We start from the raw sequence: 15,147 nt of genomic DNA, 5'->3' as shown, positions 1-15,147 counted from the left end.
CGCAGAAGCTCGTGTACTTCTCCCCGACCTCGTGCATCCGGTCGTGGTCGGCGACGCACTCGGTGACCTCGTCGGGCGTGGTCTCCAGGTGGATGCCGCCGGCGACGCCGCCCGCCGCGGTGACCGCGCGGTGGAACTCCACGACCTCCCGCACGACCGTCTTCACCAACCGGGTCTTGAGCCCCTCGGGGCCGGAGACGGTGTTGCCGTGCATCGGGTCGGTCAGCCAGATCACCGGGTGTCCGGCGGCGCGCACCGCGGCCACCAGCGCGGGGAGCCGCTCGCCCACCGTGTCCGCACCCATGCGCGCGATCAGGGTGAGGCGTCCGGGCATGCGCTCCGGGTCGAGCTTCTCGCAGAGCGCGAGCAGCGTGTCGGCCGTCATCCCGGGACCGACCTTGCAGGCCACCGGGTTGGCCACGGCGGCGAGCAGCGCCACGTGCGCGCCGTCCACCTGGCGGGTCCGCTCGCCGATCCACGGCCAGTGGGTGGAGGCGAGCAGCAGCCGGCCGTCCGGCTGGGTGCGCAGCAGCGGCAGTTCGTAGTCGAGCAGCAGCGCCTCGTGGCTGGTCCACACCGGGGTCTCGGGCCGGGCGCGCCGGCTCCCGTCGCCCCAGCCGAGGAACTCCATCACGGCGCGCGAGGACTGGTAGCCCGTCATCATCCGGGTGGGGTCGGGACGGCGCAGCTCCGGGTCGGGCTCGGGGGCGTTCACCATGTGGCCCCGGTAGACCGGGAGTTCCACGCCGCCGACCGTCTCCGTGGGGTTGGAGCGCGGCTTGCCGTACTGGCCGGCCAGCCGGCCGACCCTCAGGACCGGCTTGTGCGAGGTCATCTTCATGATGCCCGCGAGCACTTCGAGCAGCCCGGCCTTGCGGGCGACGTCGCCCTGGTTGCACTCGGCCCAGTCCTCGGCGCAGTCGCCGGACTGGATGATCTGCACCCGGCCGGCGGCGGCCTCGGCGAGCCGTGCGCGCAGCGCGTCGGTCTCGGCGGCTTCGACGAGCGGCGGCGCGGAAGCGAGTTCCTCCCTCACCCGTGCGAGTTCCGGGTGGTCCTCCCAGGACGGCTGCTGAACCGCGGGCAACGAGCGGAGGAATGCGTGGACATTGTTCACCTGATACCTCCCAGGGTGAATTGAGGCAGCCGCTTCCGAAGTGGGGGCGGACAGCGGCTGCGCATCGACTCTCGCCGACCCCGGGAAGGGGCGGGAAACCGCGGGGGCGGACTCCGTCACGTATTGCCGGCTTCTTGTCCCGACTTAACGGAATCCCCCTTCCGTCGTTGCGGAAGGTGCACGTCCGGCAGAGAGTCCAGCAGTGCCGCCCCCGGGTGGCACCCCGGAACACCCCCAGACGTACGGAGGTCAGTGATGTCCGAGACTGCGCGCCCGCAGGCGTTCCAGGACGACGTGGAGCTCAGGCGGCACAACCGGGCGATCGTCGAGCAGTACATGAACACGCGTGGTGAGGACCGTCTCAGGCGCCATCTGCTGTTCACCGAGGACGGCAGCGGCGGCCTGTGGACCACGGACACCGGCGAGCCGATCGTCACCCACGGCCGGGACAGGCTCGGGGAGCACGCGGTGTGGTCGCTGAAGTGCTTCCCGGACTGGGTCTGGACGAACGTAGAGATCTACGAGACGCAGGACCCCAACCGTTTCTGGGTGGAGTGCGACGGCGAGGGGAAGATTCTCTTCCCCGGCTATCCCGAGGGCTACTACAAGAACCACTTCATCCATTCCTTCGAGTTCGAGAACGGAAAGATCAAGCGGGAACGGGAGTTCATGAACCCCAACCAGCAGCTCCGCGCGCTGGGAATTCCCGTGCCCTCCGTGAAGCGCGAAGGAATTCCCACCTGAGCCGCCGGCCCCCTCGCACGGAAACGCGTGACACATGAGGGTCGACATCGCCTGGTGGGATCTTGACGACTCGCCGCAGACCATCGAATCGCTGCGTGAGCACCTGCGGGACGGCGCAGTGCGCCCCTGGGCGGACGTGCCCGGGCTGTGCCTGAAGTTCTGGATGGCCGACCGGGACAACAACCGCTGGGGCGCGGTCATGGTGTGGGAGGACGAACGCCCCGACGTCCGGTCCCTGCCGCCCAACCGCGCGGCGGAGCTGATCGGCCGTCCGCCCACCCACCGGACGCGGTTCGACATCGAGGCCACCGTCGAGGGCCTCCACTCCCTTCCGGCCCTCGGCGGCCTCGGCCCGGCATTCGCGCCCTAGGGCCTGTCCGGCCCTTCCCGTCGGGGCCGGCCCCAGGACCTGATCCGGCCCTTCGCGTCGGAACGGGCCGGGCCCGCGGCCGCGACCCGCGGCGACGTTCCGCCGCACGACTTCTCCAGGAGAACCGAGAACCCATGCACGACTACATGGTTGTGGACGCCTTCGCCCGCAGGCCCCTCGAGGGGAACCCCGTGGCCGTCTTCTTCGACGCCGCCGACCTCCCGGCCGAGCGGATGCAGCGGATCGCCCGCGAGATGAACCTCTCCGAGTGCACCTTCGTGCTCCCGGCCGAGCAGGGCGGCGACGCACGCGTCCGGATCTTCACGCCCGTCAACGAGCTGGCGTTCGCCGGGCATCCGATGCTGGGCACGGCGGTCGCGCTCGGCCGGACCCTGAAGCAGGACCGGCTGCGCCTCGAGACCGCCATGGGCGTCATCCCCTTCGAGCTCGACCACGAGGACGACGACTCCACCGCCGTACGGATGCGGCAGCCGGTCCCCACATGGGAGCCGTACGAGCAGGGCGCGGAGCTGCTCGCGGCGCTCGGCGTCGACGCGTCCGTGACCCCGGTCGAGGTCTACCACAACGGCCCGCGCCACGTGTTCGTCGGCCTGGAGAGCGTCGAGGCCCTCTCCGCCCTGCGCCCGGACCACCGCGCCCTGTCCGCCTTCCCGGACATGGCCGCCAACTGCTTCGCCGGATCGGGCACGCACTGGCGGACCCGGATGTTCTCGCCGGCGTACGGCGTGGTCGAGGACGCGGCGACCGGTTCGGCCGCAGGCCCCCTCGCGATCCACCTCGCCCGGCACGGACTCGCCGCGTACGGGCAGGACCTGGAGATCCTCCAGGGGGTCGAGATGGGTCGCCCCTCGCCGATGCGGGCGCACGCCGAGGGCGCGGAAGACCGCGTCCGCACGGTGCACGTCGGCGGCCAGGGAGCCGTCGTCGCCCGCGGCACCATCCACGTCTAGAGAGGCTCCACTCCAGTGAGCACGACCACCCCCGCCACCACCGGCAACAGCAGCAGGTTCGAATCCCTCAGCGGGGAGACCGACCTCGACTTCCCCGAGTACGACGCGCACGACACCCCGGCGCCCGAGCCGATGGCGCTGCTGCGGACCTGGCTCGACCGGGCACGGGAATACGGCGTGCGCGAGCCGCAGGCCCTCTCGCTCGCCACCGCCGACTCCCGCGGCCGCGCCTCCACCCGCATCATCGCGCTCAGCCGCGTGACCGACAGCGGCCTGGTGTTCATGAGCCACACCAGCAGCCGGAAGGGCCGCGAGATGGCCGAGACCGGCTGGGCCTCCGGACTGCTGTACTGGCGCGAGACCGCCCAGCAGATCAGCGTCTCCGGCCGGGTGGAGCAGCTCGGCGACGCCGAGTCCGACGCCCTCTGGTTCGGTCGTCCCGTCCCCATGCACGCGATGTCGACGGCCGCCCACCAGAGCGATCCGCTGGACGACGTGGCGGCGCTGCGCGCCGAGGCCGAGCGGCTGGAGGCGATCGGCGAACCGCTGCCGCGCCCCGAGCGTTTCGTCGGCTATCTGCTGGTGCCCTCCGCCGTGGAGTTCTGGGCGGCGAGCTCCGACCGGCTGCACCGCAGGCTCCGCTACGACCGGCTCGACGACCGGAGCTGGCGCACCACCCGGCTGCAGCCGTGAGGGGGCGGGGCGCGTGAACCTGCCCGAGGACACATCGGAACTCCTGCCCGAGAACACGCCCGAGCACCCGCCCGGGAACACGGCCGGGAACACGGCCGGCGACCTGCACGTGGTCGTCGTCGGCGGCGGGATCGGCGGACTGACCACCGCCCTCAGCCTGCACGCGGCGGGCATCCAGGCGACCGTGCTCGAACGGACCCGTCGGATCCGGCCCCTCGGCGTCGGCGTCAACCTGCAGCCGCACGCCGTCCGGGAACTGACGGAGCTCGGACTCGGCGACGACCTCGCCGCCCTCGGCGTCCCCACCGCCGAGATGGTCTGGGTCGACCGGTCGGGCGGAATCCAGCACCGCGAGGACCTCGGGACCGCCCGGGGCTACCACTGGCCGCAGTACTCGGTCCACCGCGGCGAGCTCCAGATGCTGCTGCTCGCCGCGGTGCGCGAGCGGCTCGGCCGCGACGCCGTGCGGACGGGCACGGCCTTCGAGGACGTGCACCAGGACGAGGACGGGATACGGGCCCGGGTGCGGGACCGGGGGACCGGCGCCGGGACGGAGGTCGCCGGCGACCTGCTCGTCGGCGCGGACGGCCTGCACTCGGCGGTACGGGCCCGGCTCCATCCGGACGAGGGCCCGCTGCACTGGTCGGGGACCATGATGTGGCGCGGCGTCACGGAGACCGACGCGTTCCTCACCGGCCGCACCATGATCCACGCGGACGCCGGCCGCGGCGCCCGGCTGATCGCCTACCCGATCGGTCCGGAAGCGGCGGACCGGGGCCGCTCGCTGACCAACTGGGTCTGCATGGTCTCGGTCGCCGAGCCCGGGCCGCTCGACGGCTCCGCGGGCTGGGACCGGGCGGGCCGCGTCGAGGACGTGCTGCCCCACTTCGCCGACTGGGACCTCGGCCGGCTCGACGTGCCCGGGCTGCTGACCGGCGCCCGCGACGTCCTGGAGTACCCGATGGTCGACCGCGACCCGCTGCCGGGCTGGGGCGACGGCCGGGTGACCCTGCTGGGCGACGCCGCGCACCCGATGTACCCCGTCGGTGCGAACGGCGCCTCCCAGGCCGTCGTCGACGCGCGCGTCCTCGCGTACGCCCTCGCGACGACCCGCGACCCGGTCACCGCTCTGCGCGCGTACGAGGACGAGCGCAGAGCGGCCACCACCGCCGTCGTGCTCGCCAACCGGAGGATGGACCGCTCGAAGCCGAAGAACGGCTCCGGACCCTCCGGCGCGGCCGCCCCCGACGGCATCTACGCCAAGATCGCCACCACCTACCGGAACACCACCGGCAACGACGTGGCCGAACTCAACGCGCGTGCCTCGCTGCACCCGCCGATCAGGAAGGCAACACCGGCATGACGGTCGAACCCGTGGACGTGACCTCCGCCTACTACGCGGCGTGGAAGGTCAAGGACTTCGACACCCTGCGCTCCGTGCTCGCCGAGGACGTCGACTTCGTCGGCCCCTACGGCAGCGCGACCAGCGCCGACGAGTTCCGGGCGAAGATCGAGGTCGCCTCCCGGATCAACACCGACATCGTCGTCAAGAAGGTCTTCAGCGACGGCCCCGACGTGCTGACCTGGTTCGAGATGCACACCAGCGTCGCCCCGCCGGTCCAGGTGGCCACCTGGAGCCACGTGGTGGACGGCAAGATCGTCCGGCAGCGCGTGGCCTTCGACCCCCGCCCGATCACCGGCTGACCGCCGGGGGGTGTGGTCCGGCCCCCACGGGGCCGGGCCGCGCCCGGTGCCGGGGCCCCGCCCGCCGGCGCCCCGGCCGTCCCCGTTGTGCCGCGACGACAACCGGGCGGCGCGACGGAGTGGCCCCTGTACCTCGTCCACGGCGCCCCCGGCGGCCAGGCTTGTGAAGGCGGCTCAAGAGAGCCGTCGGAGCAGTGCATGAAGGGGGTTTCTGTGAGCGTTCCCGCTGACAGGATCATGTCTGTACGGAACGTAAGGGATCTGCCGGTCCGCCGCGGCGGCATACCGGTGCAGCGGTCGGCGGCGGAGACCAGATCCGACCGCGAACTCGTGATCCAGGACCTGAGCGCCGCCCTGTTCGCCTCGCTCCCGCGAAGGGACCAGCGGCGCAAGGGCGAGCAGTACCTGCGGGGCCTGCTGGCCGCACAGGGACGCAGGTCGATCAGGAACGTCGCCGCCTGCCTCGGCGACCCGACACTGGAACAGAGCCTGCACCACTTCATCTGCAACTCCACCTGGGACTGGACACCGATGCGCGAGGCCCTCGCCGACTGGGTCGCCCGCATGATCGGTCCGCAGGCCTGGGTGGTGCGGCAGTTGTCCATACCCAAGTCCGGCCGGCACTCCGTGGGCGTGGGCCGGGGCTTCGACCCCCACCGGGACCGGACCTTCCACGGACAGCAGGCGTTCGGCGTGTGGTCCGCCTCCGAGCAGGCCAGCTCACCGGTGACCTGGCGGCTGCTCCTGGGGGAGACGCAGGACGAGTGCGCCACCTCCGCGGCCCTGGACTTCGCCCGCCTCTTCGACGCGGACCGGCGCCCCGTCGTGCTCGACACGCCCGTCAGGGACCCGGAGGCCGTGATCCGCCGCTTCGACGAGGCCGGCGTGCCCGTGCTCGTACGCATCGGGGGCGAGGCGCGGTTCACGGTCCGGGAAGCGGCCATGCCCGGCTTCGACCAGGGCGCGCTCCCCGCCCGGCGGATCCTCGCCTCGGCCAAGGGGCTGCGCAGGCCCGCCGGCCAGGCCGACCCGACGGCGCCCTCCGGCATCCGGCACGTGCCGGCCGCCAAGGTGCGCGTCGGCCTGCCAGGCGGCGAACAGAACACCGAGCGAGGGCTCGTCCTCCTCGGGGAGTGGGACCATCCCCGGCGGCCCCCCGCCCAGCTGTGGGTCACCAACATGGCCAAGGCCCCCGCGTCCGTGCTGCTGCGGCTGACGCGGCTGACCGGCCGGGTGGCGCAGGACCTGTCGGGCTTCGGGGACCGGGCCGGGCTGCGGGACTTCGAGGGACGGTCCCTCCGGGGCTGGCACTGCCACATCACCCTGGCCTCCGCGGCACACGCCGTCGAGGTCCTGACGGCGGGCGGCCGGGGAGCCGAGCGCTACTTCCACGAGGCCTCGGCCTAGGTCCGGTCGCCGCGCTCGGGTCGTCGAACTCCCGTCACCGCGCTCCGGTCGCCGCGCTCCGGTCGTCGAACTCCCGTCGTCGGACTCCTTTAGTCGCCCGCAGGGCGGCCCCGAGGGCAGGCGGGAGTCCGACGACAGGCCCGGGGCCGCCCGGCCCCGACCCGCCGGGCAGGCTCAGGACATGCGCGGCGGGCCTCCTTGGGCGTCCGGGGCGGACTCGCGTCGCCGGCGCAGGACGTCCCGGGCGCGCGACAGCCGCAGCGCGAGCTGGATGTCGACCGAGCGTCCGGGCTTCTGCCAGCCGGCCCCGAGGAGTTCGGTGATCCGTTCGAGGCGCCGGACGACCGTGTTGGGATGGACGTGGAGGTGCGCGGCCGCGCGGGTCGGGCTGTTTCCGGAGGTGAAGTAGGCCTCGATGGTCGGAACGAGTCCGGCCGACCGCTCCGCGTCGTGATCGAGGACCGGGCCTATGACCGAGGAGACGAACCCCTCGACGTCGTGGTCGTCGGAGAGCAGCAGCCCGAGGAAGCCGAGGTCGTCCATCGAGGCCGCGCTGCCCGCCCCGTCCAGGGCGATCATGGCGTCGAGGCAGCGCAGCGCCTCCTGGTGCACCGCGCAGACCGAGGCGAGCCCTTCGGCCGGGCCCGCGGCGCCGACCGTGACGGGCCGGCCGAGGAGCGGCGACAGCTCGTCGGACACGGCCTGCGCGGCGGCCGAGGCGTCCGAGCCCGGCAGCAGCAGCACGATGGAGCCCGAGTTCACCGTCTTGAGCCCGGAGTGCCGGTAGGCGTACGAGGAGGCCCAGACGACGGCCTTGCCGTGCTCGCTGCCCTCCGGCCGGGCGAGGACGACCACGTACGACCCGTCGGGGTCCAGGCCCAACTGGCGCGCCCGGGTGGCGAGCCGGTGCGGCGACCGGGGCGAGGCGGCGAGCAGGTCCTCCAGGAACTCGTCACGGATCGGCCCCGCCGCCACCGCCGTACTGCGCTGCACCACCAGCAGCAGCGCGACGGCCTGCGCGAGGAAGCGCAGGAACCGCTGGGCCTCCGGCCCGGGCGGCCGGGTGATCCGGAGCAGCACCACACCGAGGTTCTCGACGCCGGCGCTGACGGGGGCCGCCCACAGGTGCTCCGAGAGGGCGACGGGGCCGCGGGCGGCGTGCGTCTCCAGCGTGGCCCTGCTGGTCAGCGCCTCGTCGACGCCGGACATCTCCCCGCTGGACGCCGGCATCCGCCCGTGCGCGTCGAGCACCGCGACCGTGGCGCCCAGCGCCTCGGCCGCCGTCGTCGTCACGTCGTGCAGGTCACTGCCGTTCAGTACCTGGGCGATCAGCCGGGAGCGGACGTCGTCCAGGTACGCCATCCGCGCGATGGTGCCGCGCGCCTTGAGGCCCGAGGCCTCCAGCTCGGCGATCTCCGTCTGCGTGCGGTCGAGGAGGTGGGCCCGCTCCAGCGCGACCGAGGCGAAGTCCGCCAGGGAGCGCATCACGCTGATCTCGTTGGGCGTGAAGTGGCGCACCACGCGATCCGCGCCGTACAGCGCGCCGATGGGCTCGCTGCCCTGGAAGATCGGCACCGCCATGATCGCGTGCAGGCCCTCCGCGCGCACGACCGCGTCGACCCCCTCCAGGTGCGGGATCCGATCGTCGTTGAGATAGTCCGCGGTCCAGAAGGGAGCGCCCTTGTCCTGCGCCATCTCGCCGAGGCCGTGGCTCTCCTCCACCACGAGCCCCACGTTCAGCGCGGTCGTGTCGCCGTCCGAGCTGTGGATGTACGAGCCGCCGTCGGGTTTGCGCAGGCTGATGTAGGCCATGTCGAGGCCGATGAGCCGGCGGGCCCGGCTGGTGATGACCTTCAGCAGGCCGTCGGGGTCGTAGGGGGTGGTCATGTCGTGGACCGTGTCCACCAGGGCGGCCATGACCGCCTCGCGCTGCCGGCGCTGGTTCGCCGAGGAGTGGATGTCCAGCGCGAGCCGCGTCGCCCGCTCCAGTTCGGCGAGCCGCTCCGGAGGGAGGGGCTGCCGCCGGCCCTGGTGCAGGAGCTCCTCGAAGTGACTCGGCGGCGACTCCCGCGCGAGCATTTCCAGGACGGCCAGTGCCGGAGCGTCGACCGACGCTTCGTTCTTCCCCATGTTGCTTTCCCCGTGGTCTCGAGCGGTTTGCCGGTCTGCGTCGAACCTATGTTTCCCCGTAAAGTGGATCAAGTTGCCGACCTGCGGTGTGGCGTTTTCGGTGGTGTCCCGGCACAACCTGGAGGCGGCGCGGTGTCGTGCGGCCACCTTCCGGGTCCCGACCGGCTCGGAAACGATTTCTGGGGGTGCCGTGATGAGCGGCGCTCATCACGGGGAAAAGGGGGCGAGATGACCCAAGTCGACCAGTACGTGCGGTCGCTCGAACGGAGCCGGGCGTCACTTCTGCGAAGGGACCGGCCGAAGACCTTCGCCATGGCGGGCCGCGAATGGGATCTGCTGGGCGGGGTGTTCGCACCGCCCTTCTCGCCGTCGACCGGCGTGGCCATGGAACTGCTCGGCCTCACCGACGCGGACCGGGCGCCCTGGCGCGGCTCGTTCCTGGAGGTCGGGTGCGGCACCGGCGTCATCGCCGTCTCCGCCGCGCTGGCGGGCTGCGACCGGGTGACGGCCCTCGACATCAGCGAACAGGCCGTGCGGAACACCAGGATGAACGCGGAGCGGCACGGGGTCGCGGACCGGGTGAAGGTCGTCCACAGCGACCTGTTCGACGGACTGGCGGCGGGCGGCACGGGTGAGGGCGCGGCCGGCGGCACGGGCGGCGGCACGGGCGATGACGTGGGCGGCGGCACGGGCGATGACGTGGGCGGCGAGCGGTTCGACACCGTCTACTGGCACTCGAACTTCGTGCTGGCCCCGTCCGCCTACCGCTACGAGACCATGCACGAGCGGGCCTACGTGGACCCCGGCTACCGCGCCCACCGCCGCTTCCTCGCCGAGGCCCCCTCGTACCTGGCCGACGGAGGGCGGATCCTGCTGCACTTCAGCGACCGCGGGGACCTCGCCTCGCTGCACGCGATCGCCGACGAGTGCGGCCGGGAACTGCGGGCGCTGCGCGGCCGGACGGACCGGGAGGGCGAGGACACGGTCGAGCACACCCTCTTCGAGATCGCCGTGGCGGCACCGACGCGACGAGACGCGGCGAAGACGCCCGGGCCGGCCGCCTGAGCGGGCCTGCCTCCCACCGTCCACGAAGGTCCGTGCAAACACACTGAGTTGCGAAAGAACCCGTGCGAACTCTACTGATCGACAATTACGACTCTTTCACTTTCAACCTTCACCACTACCTCGCCGAGGTGAGTGGAGTCGAACCCGTGGTGATCCGTAACGACGACCCCGCGTGGGATCCGTCCCGGCTCGCCGAATTCGACAATGTCGTGCTCTCTCCCGGCCCCGGAAACCCTTCCCGGACGGCCGACTTCGGAATCTGCAAGGACATTGTCGAAAACGCCGACATTCCCCTGCTCGGCGTCTGTCTCGGTCACCAGGGAGTGGCGCTGCTGCACGGCGGCACCGTCGCCCGCGCCCCGGAGCCGCGCCACGGCCGCACCTCGCCGGTGCTCCACGACGGCGTCGATCTGTTCCGGGGCATCCCCTCGCCCTTCGAGGTGGTGCGCTACCACTCGCTGACCGTGACGGACCTGCCCGAGGAGCTGGAGGCCCTCGCCTGGACGGCGGACGGCGTGCTGATGGGGCTGCGGCACCGGCACCGGCCGATCTGGGGGCTGCAGTTCCACCCCGAGTCCATACTCACCGGCCACGGGCACGAGCTCCTCGCCAACTTCGTGGAGCTCACCCGCGAGTGGCACGCCGCCCGGGGCCGCCCGGACCCCGTCGCGGCGCCGGCGGCGCCCGCCGCCGCCCCCGCCGAGGCGCCCGCCGCCGAGCCGCGGCACCTGCGCGTCCTGACGGAGCGGCTGCCCACCGACTGGACCGACGAGGCCGCCTTCCGCCGGCTCTTCGGCGACGGCGACAACGCCTTCTGGCTCGACAGCAGCAGGCCCGACGCCGACGCCGGCCGCTTCTCCGTCATGGGCGACGCGACGGGACCGCTCGCGCGGGTGGCCAAGGCCGACGTGTGCAGCCACACCGTCACCGTGCACTCGGCCACCGGCTCGGAGATCATCACGGGCGGTTTCCTCGACTGGCTCGACCGCGACCTGCGCTCCCTCCGCACCGAACTCCCCGACACCCCCTTCGACTTCGCCCTGGGCTGGGTCGGCTACCTCGGTTACGAGCTGAAGGCCCAGTGCGGCGCCGACGCGGCCCACCAGGCGGAGGACGCCGACGCCGCGATGGTGTTCGCCGACCGGGCCGTGGTGCTCGACCACGCCACGGGCACCACCCATCTCCTGGCGCTGGCCGAGGACGGCGACGAGACGGCCGCCCGGGACTGGCTGCGCACCGCCGGACGGGCGCTGGAGTCGATCGCGGGCGAACCCGACGTGGACCCGGTCGCACCCGCCTCGCTCTCCGGGATCCGGCTGCGGCACGACCGCGACGCGTACCTGCGGCTGATCGACGCCTGCCAGGAGGAGATCGCCGCGGGCGAGACGTACGAGGTCTGCCTCACGAACCTGGCCGAGGCCGACCTGGACCTCGACCCCTGGGAGGCGTACCGCGCGCTGCGCCGCTTCAGCCCCGCCCCGTACGCCGCCCTGCTGCGCTTCGGGGGACTGTCGGTGCTCAGCACCTCGCCCGAGCGGTTCCTGCGGGTGGACGCGGACGGCGTCGCCGAGTCCAAGCCGATCAAGGGGACCCGGCCGCGCGGAGCGACGCCGCAGGCGGACGCGGCGATCGTGGCGGACCTGCGGTCCGACGAGAAGGACCGCGCGGAGAACCTGATGATCGTCGACCTGGTCCGCAACGACCTCGGCCGGCACGCCGAGCTCGGCTCGGTCGAGGTCAGGGACCTCTTCGCCGTCGAGTCCTACGCGACCGTGCACCAGCTGGTGAGCACGGTACGGGCCCGGCTGCGCCCGGACCGCAGCGCGGTGGACTGCGTACGGGCCGCGTTCCCCGCCGGATCGATGACGGGCGCTCCCAAGATCCGCACCATGCAGATCATCGACCGCCTCGAAGCCGGCCCCCGCGGGGTCTACTCCGGCGCCATCGGCTACTTCTCGCTGTCCGGCGCGGCGGACCTGAGCGTCGCCATCCGCACGGCGGTGCTCACCCCGGGGCGCGTCCGCTACGGGGTCGGCGGGGCGATCGTCGCCCTGTCGGACGCCGAGGCGGAGTTCGAGGAGACGGCGGTCAAGTCGGCCCCGCTCCTGATGCTCACCGGCGCCGAGTTCCCGGGCCGCCGCGAGAAGTCGGTACGCGGCTGAACCGGGTGGCGCCGGCCCGTGGCCGAGCCGGGCCGCGCCGGCCGGCGGCCGGCCGGGCCGTCGGTGTCACCGGCCGGCCCGTCGGCCGCGGCCGGTCCGGGCGCCCTGCTCCAGCAGGCCGGCGGGACCCGTCTCCCGGTAGCGGGCGACGAGTTCGCCGAGCAGCCGCTCCGTCTCCTCGTCGTCGGGCGTGTAGATCCACATCTTGGTCCCGGGGGCGGAGGTCATCGCACAGCCCGTCGCGATCACGCTGAGCCGGTCGCCGTCGACGGTCCAGAAGGCCTTCCGCCGGGTGACCGACGAGGCGACCTCGTGCCTGGCCCACATCTCGGCGAAGCGCGCACTCCGTTCGGACAGCTGCCGGATGAACTCGGTCCAGTGCGGGTCGCCCAGGTGACGGCCGGACTCGGCCCGCAGCTGGGCGACCATGAAGGAGATCTCGCGCTCCCAGTCGACGAGCGGCTGCAGGTGCTCCTCGGCGGTGAACAGGTGCCGGAGCACATTGCGGTCCGGCGGCGGCAGCAGCGCGAGACCCGGATCGAGGGCCGCGTACGCGTCGTTGAAGGCGAGAACGTCGTAGCGCGCGGTCACGATGGTCGCCGGGAGCGGGGTCAGGGCGTCCAGGATGGTCTGGTGCTCCGGCGGCTGGGGCGCTCCCGCCGACACGTCCGGCGGCACGCCCGGGACGTCGGCCAGGCGGTAGAGGTGGTCGCGCTCGGTCCGGTCGAGCCGCAGCGTCCTGGCGATCGCGTCGAGCACCTGGACGCTGGGGTTGATCCGCCGGCCCTGTTCGAGCCAGGTGTACCAGGCGACGCCGATGCCGGAGAGCTGCGCGACCTCCTCGCGGCGCAGCCCGGGCGTCCGCCGGCGGGTGCCCCGGGGGAGGCCCACGTCCTCCGGGTCGATGCGCTCCCGGCGGAGCCTGAGGAACGCGCCCAGTTCGGAGCGCCGCTTCCCGTCGCCACCTGCGGAAACGCTCGCGGAACCATGGGCGGGGCCGGGCGCGGGGGCGGGGTCGGTGGGCATCACCACCCCAGTGTGCAGGACGGCTCCGCAGCGTAGCCAGATACCCTCAGTACCGGGATAACTGGATATCTGGTACCCGAATGCGGCTACCAGGATCATCGCCGTCATGAGTGAGTCGACACAGAGCCGGCCCGTCACGGCACACCCCGCCACGGCCCAACCCACCGCCACCGAACCGTCGTCCCCGGACGCCGCCGCACGCCATCGCCAGAACAACCGCATGCTGGTCGTGATGCTGGGCGCGGTCTTCATGGCCCTGCTCGACTCGACCATCGTCAACGTCGCCACCCCGACCATCCGCACCGACCTCGGCACCACCGGCTCGGCCCTGCAGCTGATCGTCTCCAGCTACACGATCGCCTACGCCACGCTGCTGGTCACCGGCGCCCGCCTGGGCGCCCGCAACGGCTTCCGCACCATGTTCCTGTTCGGCCTCGTCACCTTCACCGCGGCCTCGCTCGCCTGCGGCCTCGCGCCCGACCCGGCGACGCTGATCGGCGCGCGCGTGGTGCAGGGCGTCGGCGCGGCGATGATGATGCCGCAGATCTACAGCATGATCCAGCTGCGCTTCGAAGGCGCCGCCCGGGGCCGGGCGCTGAGTCTGTACGCGGCCGTCATCGGCCTCGGCGTCGTGGTCGGCCAGGTCGCCGGCGGCTTCCTCGTCAGCGCGGACCTGTTCGGCGCCGGCTGGCGCCCGGTGTTCCTGATCAACGTGCCGGTGGGCGTGGTCCTGGTGATCGCCGGGCTGCGGCTGCTGCCGCAGGGCAAGCCCGCGAAGCCCAAGGCCCTCGACCTGCCCGGCCTGATCACGCTGACCGCCGCGCTCCTGCTGCTCGTCGTGCCGCTGGTGATGGGCCACGAGCAGGACTGGCCGCTGTGGATGAAGGTCTCCCTCGTCGCATCGGCCCCCGTGCTCGTCGTGTTCGCCCTCGTCGAGCGCGCGGTCGCGCGCCGCGGCGGGGCGCCGCTGGTCCCGGCCCAGGTGCTGAAGACGCCCGGTCTGGTCTCCGGGGCGTCCGCGAACTTCTTCGCGATGGCGGGGTACGCCGGCTTCCTGTTCGCCTTCTCACAGCACATGCAGTCCGGTCTCGGCGAGTCCGCGACCCGTACCGGCCTGACGTTCGCGCCGCTCGCGATCGGCGTCGCCACCGGCAGCCTCACCTGGCAGAAGGTGCCCGAGCGCTTCCACCGGCCGATGATCGCCACCGCGTGCGTGGTCGCCGCCCTCGGCTACCTCGGCATCGGCTTCGACATGCGCGGGGGCGGGCACGGCGGCATCGCGCTCCCGGTCCTGCAGCTGGTGGTCGGCATCGGCATGGGCTACATCACCAGCCCGCTCCTCACCGTGGCGCTGGCCCGGGTCAAGCCCTCCGACGCGGCGGACGCCAGCGGCGTGATGACCACCACGGCCCAGGTCGCCCAGGTGCTCGGCGTGGCGACCTACGGCAGCGTGTACCTGAGCGCGGCCGACAGCGGCGCCACCGACTCCGCCGCGCACGCCGTCTTCGTGACCGCGCTGCTCGTCACGGCCGGGGCCCTGGTCAGCGCGCTGGCGGCACTGAAGCTGCCGCGCGGGAACCAGGCCTGACCGGCCACCTCCGCCCTCCGTCCGCCAACCGACCAGAGAACGAGGCCCCCATGACAGTCGCCGGTCTTGTGACGGCACGCATCCGGGTCGGCGGGTCACCCGGTACCGATCCCTACGAGGTGCTGATGGGCCGCCAACTGCTCGGCGAGGTACCGGAATGGATCGGGGAG

At 72.7% G+C, this 15,147-nt stretch carries 13 protein-coding genes; 10 read left to right on the top strand and 3 right to left on the bottom strand.

All coding sequences use genetic code 11. From position 1 onward, the window contains the following. A partial coding sequence (locus K7G60_RS35885; protein WP_225805152.1) for a 3-deoxy-7-phosphoheptulonate synthase occupies positions 1-1,117 on the bottom strand: 1,117 nt, incomplete at its 3' end. A gap of 255 nt (positions 1,118-1,372) precedes the next feature. On the opposite strand from K7G60_RS35885, the gene K7G60_RS35880 reads away from it, so the two are divergent. From K7G60_RS35880 to K7G60_RS35850, 7 genes are all read left to right on the top strand, one after another. Further along, positions 1,373-1,861, top strand: a complete 489-nt coding sequence (locus K7G60_RS35880) for a PhzA/PhzB family protein (RefSeq protein WP_225805151.1) — start codon at positions 1,373-1,375, stop codon at positions 1,859-1,861. A 34-nt stretch (positions 1,862-1,895) separates the two neighbouring features. Beyond that, on the top strand, positions 1,896-2,231 hold the full coding sequence (locus K7G60_RS35875) for a hypothetical protein (RefSeq protein ID WP_225805150.1): 336 nt from the start codon (positions 1,896-1,898) through the stop codon (positions 2,229-2,231). Positions 2,232-2,365: 134 nt separating this feature from the next. Beyond that, positions 2,366-3,202 (top strand): PhzF family phenazine biosynthesis protein, encoded by an 837-nt coding sequence (locus K7G60_RS35870; protein ID WP_225805149.1) that lies wholly within the window; start codon positions 2,366-2,368, stop codon positions 3,200-3,202. A 15-nt stretch (positions 3,203-3,217) separates the two neighbouring features. Continuing rightward, on the top strand, positions 3,218-3,895 hold the full coding sequence (gene phzG, locus K7G60_RS35865; protein WP_225805148.1) for a phenazine biosynthesis FMN-dependent oxidase PhzG: 678 nt from the start codon (positions 3,218-3,220) through the stop codon (positions 3,893-3,895). A gap of 103 nt (positions 3,896-3,998) precedes the next feature. Beyond that, positions 3,999-5,258: a flavin-dependent oxidoreductase gene (locus K7G60_RS35860; RefSeq protein ID WP_225805154.1), complete on the top strand. Its 1,260-nt coding sequence runs from the start codon at positions 3,999-4,001 to the stop codon at positions 5,256-5,258. Further along, positions 5,255-5,599 (top strand): nuclear transport factor 2 family protein, encoded by a 345-nt coding sequence (locus K7G60_RS35855; protein ID WP_225805147.1) that lies wholly within the window; start codon positions 5,255-5,257, stop codon positions 5,597-5,599. Before K7G60_RS35860 ends, K7G60_RS35855 begins: the two co-directional genes overlap by 4 nt. Positions 5,600-5,836: 237 nt before the next feature. Then, a complete protein-coding gene (locus K7G60_RS35850) occupies positions 5,837-7,006 on the top strand; it encodes a transposase (RefSeq protein WP_225805146.1) in 1,170 nt (389 codons plus the stop codon). 174 nt (positions 7,007-7,180) lie between these two features. On the opposite strand, the gene K7G60_RS35845 is transcribed toward K7G60_RS35850, so the two are convergent. Further along, a complete protein-coding gene (locus K7G60_RS35845; protein WP_225805145.1) occupies positions 7,181-9,136 on the bottom strand; it encodes a helix-turn-helix domain-containing protein in 1,956 nt (651 codons plus the stop codon). A gap of 228 nt (positions 9,137-9,364) precedes the next feature. Here K7G60_RS35845 and K7G60_RS35840 point away from each other — a divergent pair, with 228 nt between their 5' ends. Further along, positions 9,365-10,201, top strand: a complete 837-nt coding sequence (locus K7G60_RS35840; protein WP_225805144.1) for a class I SAM-dependent methyltransferase — start codon at positions 9,365-9,367, stop codon at positions 10,199-10,201. Between the two features lie 62 nt (positions 10,202-10,263). Further along, on the top strand, positions 10,264-12,363 hold the full coding sequence (gene pabB, locus K7G60_RS35835; RefSeq protein WP_225805143.1) for an aminodeoxychorismate synthase component I: 2,100 nt from the start codon (positions 10,264-10,266) through the stop codon (positions 12,361-12,363). Positions 12,364-12,429: 66 nt separating this feature from the next. Here pabB and K7G60_RS35830 read toward each other — a convergent pair whose 3' ends face one another. Continuing rightward, complete coding sequence (locus K7G60_RS35830) at positions 12,430-13,389, bottom strand: helix-turn-helix transcriptional regulator (RefSeq protein ID WP_225805153.1); 960 nt, start codon at positions 13,387-13,389, stop codon at positions 12,430-12,432. A gap of 106 nt (positions 13,390-13,495) precedes the next feature. Between K7G60_RS35830 and K7G60_RS35825 the strand changes: the two genes are divergently transcribed. Further along, positions 13,496-14,977: an MFS transporter gene (locus K7G60_RS35825; RefSeq protein ID WP_225805142.1), complete on the top strand. Its 1,482-nt coding sequence runs from the start codon at positions 13,496-13,498 to the stop codon at positions 14,975-14,977. Positions 14,978-15,147 lie beyond the last annotated feature (170 nt).

The organism is Streptomyces sp. NK15101, assembly GCF_020400725.1.
Classification (GTDB): domain Bacteria; phylum Actinomycetota; class Actinomycetes; order Streptomycetales; family Streptomycetaceae; genus Streptomyces.
Note: the sequence above shows the minus strand (reverse complement) of the source record. Positions and strands in the feature narration are given on the sequence as shown.

Bases quoted from the DNA above. Each gene is read 5' to 3' on its own strand.
- K7G60_RS35880 (WP_225805151.1), top strand. From the start codon at position 1,373: ATGTCCGAGACTGCGCGCCCGCAGGCGTTCCAGGACGACGTGGAGCTC.
- K7G60_RS35875 (WP_225805150.1), top strand. From the start codon at position 1,896: ATGAGGGTCGACATCGCCTGGTGGGATCTTGACGACTCGCCGCAGACC.
- K7G60_RS35870 (WP_225805149.1), top strand. From the start codon at position 2,366: ATGCACGACTACATGGTTGTGGACGCCTTCGCCCGCAGGCCCCTCGAG.
- K7G60_RS35855 (WP_225805147.1), top strand. From the start codon at position 5,255: ATGACGGTCGAACCCGTGGACGTGACCTCCGCCTACTACGCGGCGTGG.
- K7G60_RS35850 (WP_225805146.1), top strand. From the start codon at position 5,837: ATGTCTGTACGGAACGTAAGGGATCTGCCGGTCCGCCGCGGCGGCATA.
- K7G60_RS35845 (WP_225805145.1), bottom strand. From the start codon at position 9,136: ATGGGGAAGAACGAAGCGTCGGTCGACGCTCCGGCACTGGCCGTCCTG.
- K7G60_RS35840 (WP_225805144.1), top strand. From the start codon at position 9,365: ATGACCCAAGTCGACCAGTACGTGCGGTCGCTCGAACGGAGCCGGGCG.
- K7G60_RS35830 (WP_225805153.1), bottom strand. From the start codon at position 13,389: ATGCCCACCGACCCCGCCCCCGCGCCCGGCCCCGCCCATGGTTCCGCG.
- K7G60_RS35825 (WP_225805142.1), top strand. From the start codon at position 13,496: ATGAGTGAGTCGACACAGAGCCGGCCCGTCACGGCACACCCCGCCACG.